Source organism: Aminobacter sp. J44, from assembly GCF_007829415.1.
Lineage (GTDB): Bacteria > Pseudomonadota > Alphaproteobacteria > Rhizobiales > Rhizobiaceae > Aerobium.
Genome location: NZ_VLJG01000073.1, coordinates 1 through 5,278 on the forward strand (window position 1 = coordinate 1; position 5,278 = coordinate 5,278).

Annotated in this window: 3 protein-coding genes and 3 pseudogenes; 3 read left to right on the plus strand and 3 right to left on the minus strand. The window is 60.6% G+C overall.

Annotation, left to right across the window (positions count from 1 at the left end; all coding sequences use genetic code 11):
• A pseudogene (locus L610_RS18615) lies at positions 1 to 204 on the minus strand (IS3 family transposase); the annotation flags it as partial.
• Positions 205 to 729: 525 nt separating this feature from the next.
• Between L610_RS18615 and L610_RS18620 the strand changes: the two are divergent.
• Complete coding sequence (locus tag L610_RS18620; RefSeq protein WP_085503225.1) at positions 730 to 1,521, plus strand: phytanoyl-CoA dioxygenase family protein; 792 nt, start codon at positions 730 to 732, stop codon at positions 1,519 to 1,521.
• A gap of 123 nt (positions 1,522 to 1,644) precedes the next feature.
• Here the strand turns inward: L610_RS18620 and floR are convergent, their stop codons facing one another.
• Complete coding sequence (gene floR, locus L610_RS18625) at positions 1,645 to 2,868, minus strand: chloramphenicol/florfenicol efflux MFS transporter FloR (RefSeq protein WP_085503227.1); 1,224 nt, start codon at positions 2,866 to 2,868, stop codon at positions 1,645 to 1,647.
• A gap of 215 nt (positions 2,869 to 3,083) precedes the next feature.
• Between floR and L610_RS18630 the strand changes: the two genes are divergently transcribed.
• Positions 3,084 to 3,569, plus strand: a complete 486-nt coding sequence (locus L610_RS18630) for a GNAT family N-acetyltransferase (protein ID WP_085503229.1) — start codon at positions 3,084 to 3,086, stop codon at positions 3,567 to 3,569.
• Positions 3,570 to 4,363: 794 nt separating this feature from the next.
• Here L610_RS18630 and L610_RS18635 read toward each other — a convergent pair.
• A pseudogene (locus L610_RS18635) lies at positions 4,364 to 5,169 on the minus strand (IS3 family transposase); the annotation flags it as partial.
• Between L610_RS18635 and L610_RS18640 the strand changes: the two are divergent.
• Positions 5,169 to 5,278, plus strand: a pseudogene (locus L610_RS18640) (integrase core domain-containing protein); the annotation flags it as partial. The pseudogenes L610_RS18635 and L610_RS18640 sit on opposite strands and share 1 nt — an antisense overlap.

Genomic DNA, 5,278 nt, shown 5'->3' on the forward strand with positions numbered 1-5,278 from the left:
GCTCGTCGGCCCAGGCCGTATGCCTGCATCCCGCTCAGCACGCCGCACCCAACCGCGAAGCGTCTCCCCGGTGCAGCCGATCTTCGAAGCGATCGAATTGATAGCTTCCCATTCCGAAGCATACTCGCCCCGGTGCTCCAGAACCATTCGAACCGCGCGCTCGCGCACTTCAGGTGAATAGGTATTGCCGTTCCGTTTCGTCATGATGGCTCCTTAATCTCAAGAGGGGGAGCCTCCGGCAAACCCGGCGCGGTTCAGAGTGTGCAAGAAGACATTCGCAACTTTACGATGCCCGCGTCTTGGATGCCGCAACCTCCGAATGTCGGAAAATACGGTTGTAAAGAGGCGGACATCAGCCATGCCTACCGGCGTGCAACCGAGGTCGGCGGTACCGAAGCCGCTGGCTATCGTTTGGAGTTGAGATCTATCCTCGCCTGCGCGGGGAAATCGGGCATGCCTACCCGACAGGCACGCGGAACATGGGTCTATCCCCGCATGCGCGGGGAAACCAGCTCCGCAAGTCGCTGTCCTCGGCGTATAAAGGGTTTATCCCCGCATGCTCGCGCGCAGCAACTTGTTCACGTTCCCGCTTTCGGTTATCCCTTTATGCATGATGTTCATGTCCACGTTCTTCCCGCTGATCTGAACGGCTTTCAGTCGTTCCGGCGCATTCTGCGCCATTCATATCAATCGGCTCCGCTGACGCGGCAGCCGCACGGAGAACGTCCAATGCCCAAAATCGAGCACGTCGGCCTGACTCCAGGTCAGGTCCAGAGCTTCATTGACGATGGTTTCGTCAAGATAGAAGATGCCTTCAGCGCCGATCTCGCGAAACAATGCAGGGACGAACTGTGGGCCGATACAGGTCTGTCGCCGGATGAGCCTCAAAAATGGGATCGTCCCGTTGTTCGGGTGGGGTTCAAATCCTCGCTCCCCTTCATCGAAGCCGCCAACACGCCACGCCTCCACAAAGCCTACGATCAGCTCGTCGGCGAAGGCCGCTGGCTTGCCCCCAAGGGACTGGGAACCTTTCCGATCCGCTTTCCCTCTCCGGAAACGCCCGGTGACGATGGCTGGCATGTGGACATGAGCTTCGGTACCGACAATCCGGATTTCATGGAATGGCGTGCCAACGTGAAGAGCAGCGGACGCGCCCTGCTGATGCTGTTCCTGTTTTCGGATGTCGGCCCGGACGATGCACCCACGAGGATTCGGGTGGGTTCCCATGCCCACATCGCACGGGAATTACTTCCCTACGGCGAGGCAGGCGCAACGCTCAGGCAATTGTCTGCCAATGGCTACGCCTCGACGGAGAAGTGCAAGGTGGAACTGGCGACAGGCACGGCGGGCACGGTCTATCTCTGCCACCCGTTTCTGGTCCATGCCGCACAGCCACACCGGGGGCAGCGGCCGCGCTTCATGGCGCAACCGGCACTCCTGCCGAAAGGCGAGTTCGATCCCGCCCTGCCGCCCTCTCCGGTACAGGTCGCAATCCGTCAGGCAATTGGAATGACGGCCTGATCGCCTGAGGCTTCGGGGCCGCCGCGCGCGACCCCGGGTTTTCTCTCTCGAGCTCAGCGCCCCGGGTGAGCCGGGGCGCGACCATATGTGGGACTGCAGCCGGTAGAGCTTGTTGCTTCTCCCCTACTGGCTGTCACGCTGCAGTGGAGTTTCCTGCCCGCGCGACCAGGATCGAAGCTGCCACAGCCCGCCCGACACCAGCAGGGCCATTGCCGTTGCGTAACAGATCAATGGCCAGGCGGTGTCACCGTTCAACAGCGTTACCGCCAGCGTGCCGACGATGCTGACGATCAGGCTCTGGATGCAGAAATAGAAGGCGACTGCAGATCCTGCGATTTCGTCGAAATCCGCAAGAGCCCCGTTGGCAGTGACTGATACGGTGAACACAATGCCGACGGCGATCACCCACATTGGCAGGATGAAGGTGAAGAACGACGGAGACCCGTAGACTTCCCCGATCCCGAGGAGCGCCGCTCCACAGACGAGCAGAGCCATCCCGCGCGCGACGCAGCCGGCGACGCCCCACCTGCCAACGAAAGTCTTGGCAAATCGCGTGGTCGCGATCATGACGAGCGCGACCGTCGCGAAGGCCAGGCTGAACCAGAATTCCGAGTAGCCCGCTCGTCCGATCAGCACGCGCGGAGCCGTCGAGAAGAAGACGAAGAACGAGCCCATGCCGGCGCTGAAGCCCGCCGTATAAACCCAGAACGGCAAGCTCGTGAAAATCGGCAGGACCGAAGGCCGTTTTCCGTTCTCGATGACCGGGCGGGTTTCATGCCACCGGAGCAAGGCGTTGCCCACGGCGAGAGTTGCCAGTGCGGCAAGCGTCAGGAAGATCGCCCGCCATCCCAGCGCCTCTGCGATGACAGCCCCTGTCACCGGTCCGATGGCCGGAACGAAGGCCAGCATCGAGCTGAACAATCCGTAGATGACGGCGTTCTCCGGGCGGCTGGCATAGACGTCGCGAACTGTCGCGAAGGTTGCGACCAGCGCTGCCGACGCCCCTGTCGCCTGGACGAGGCGGAAGCAAAGAAACGCTTCAGCTGTCGACGACCAGGCCGCGCCAAGCGAGCCGACCGCAAACAGCGCGCCGCCTGCAAGCAGGACGGGCCGTCGCCCGATGCGGTCCGAGATCGGGCCGAACACCACCTGCCCCACCCCGAGCGTCACCATGTAGAGGCTGAGCGCGAGCTGGATCATGGACGGGGTCGTGTTCAGGATGCCGGGCATCGCCGGAACGACGGGAAGGAAGATGTCCATCGCCAAAGAGGCGAGGATGTCGAAGGGAGCCATCAGCAACAGGGCCGAAGGCAGCGTGTAGGTCCACGCATGTCGTGAGGTTGTCATGACGAAACATCCGCTTGAATGAAGCCAAAAGCGGCGTTCGTTCGTCGGCAATCGGAACCGATTTGCTCTACGGAACGCCGCAACAACGAAGACCGTTGCTGCGGCTTACCTGTCTGCGGACTTTCCGTCTCCCATGACGTTCCCCGAATTGGAAAGGATACTGGCTGGAACTATCGTATCTTGCCTGCGAAGTCGAGAAGGCGGAGACAAGGATCATGAACCTCGTCGTTCGGGCGGCCCGGGATGAGGACGCGGATCAGATGGCGGCCATCCTCAACGAGATCGTCTCGATCGGTGGATTGACGTCGCGTGAAGGACCTTTCGATGGTGGGCGCATACGGAGGGAATTCATTTCTCCCCCACGCGGTATCTCCTGTTTCGTGGCGGCGGCAGGCTCCGATGTGAAAGGGTTCCAATCGCTCGAATGGTCAGACCCGGACTGGCCGGGAGAAGACCGGCTGCCTGCCGACTGGGCATTCATCTCGACCTACGTCCAATCCGGCCATCGCCGCCTTGGCATCGGAAAGGCTCTGTTCGGGAGAACCATCGCCGCTGCCGACGCTGCAGGTGTCTGCTTCATCGACGCCAGCATCAGGCTCGAGAATGCCGGCGCGCTGGCCTTCTATGACAGCCTCGGCTTCGAAGACTACAGGCGCATCGCCAACACGGTGTCGAAGCGCTTCGCTCCGGGGCGACGCTGATGTGCGCCATCTCCCTCTGCCGGCCGACGGGCTCGAGGCGCTTGCCGACATTCGTGCCATCGAACTGTCCCTGATCCGCGCGTCCGCTCAGGAGGCGACCGGCAGACACGGTCGCGTGGCGGGGCCATGTTGGTCTTGATCCCGTTCGACGGGAATCGCGGGCTTCAGAATGAACGCCTTCTGGGCGTCCGACCCGAAGGAGCGTGAAGCGAAAACTTCGATGCCTTCATCGCTCCGCTCCTTCTCCCAGCCGGGAAAATAGCGCGGAAAGCTCCAATTATGAACGGTCCGGTTTTCGGGGATCAGAGCAAGGCAGCCATGGCCGCATAACTTAAACCAACCGGCCTCCGGCAAACCCCGCGCGATTCAGTATTTCGCAAACCGGAAGGCGTAGCCAAAACTTGAAGCTTTCCCGGTTGCACCAAGGAAGAAGACAGGATGCTCTATTCCGCCAGTTCGCCCACGTTTGCGATGAGGGTGACCTGCCGCCCACCCTGCGTAATCGTGTCCATGATGTTCAGACCGGAGACCTTCAACATCTGCCTCCACAGGTTCTCGGCGTCTCCATAGGCCTCGTTCATGAAATCGCGGGTAATGAACGCATCCCACTCGCTTTCAAGAAAGTTATCCTTCTCCAATTCCTCCTGGGTGGTCACCAACTCAGTGTCGATAGGGACTTCCTTAGGCTTGCCATGCGCGATAGCATCTCGGAAAGCTTTAAGGCGGTCAAGCGTGAGGAAGGGACGGCGCGTTTTGTCGGGGGCGATGCCGAGATGCTTAGATATCGCCTCAAGCTTGCCGTCCATGGAGATGCTGATTTCGGCATCCTTCAGCACCTTGATGAAGTCAACGGAACTGAACTGGCTGCCTCGGGCGGTATTGAAGATGTCGGGCTTGCCGTAACGCGACAGCGCTTCCTCGACCGCCTCAATGCAGAACGCCGTTTCCAGTGTGATCGACAGCCGCCAGGACAGCACCCGGCGGCTGAACCAGTCGATGACGGCGCAGAGATACACAAAACCCCGCGCCATCGGAATATAGCTGATGTCCATCGCCCACACCTGATTGGGTCGGATAATGGCGAGGTTCTTGAGAAGATAGGGATAGACCTTGTGGCCCGGTGCGGGCTTGGAGGTGTTCGGGCGACGATAGATCGTCTCGATGCCCATCTTCCGCATCAGCGTCCGCACATGCAGGTGGCCAACATCATGCCCTTCGGCCTTCAAAAGCCCTTGCAGCATCCGGCTACCGGCGAAAGGATAATCCAGATGCAGTTCGTCAATCCGGCGCATGAGAGCCAGATCGGCAACTGAGGCCGGTTGTGGCAGGTAATAGACGCTGCCACGGCTGATGCCGAGTATCCGGGCTTGGCGGGAAACCGAAAGGTCGTGGTTCCGGTCGATCATCGTTTTCCGCTCAGCAGTCCGGCCTTGCCGAGCGCGCCTGCCAAAAAATCGTTTTCCAGCGTCAGTTCGCCTATCTTGGCATGCAGGCTTTTGACATCGACGGCGGGGACCGCTTCCTCCTTCCGGTCGTCGCCGAAGACGCCAACCGCGCCATCGAGCAACTGATCCTTCCATTGCTTGATCTGGTTCGGATGACGGTGAGATCTTCTACAGCCTCGCCGAGGCCAAGATCATCATCGAAGCCTGGCGGCGATACTACAACACCAAGAGGCCACACTCGTCGCTTGGATACAAGCCACCGGC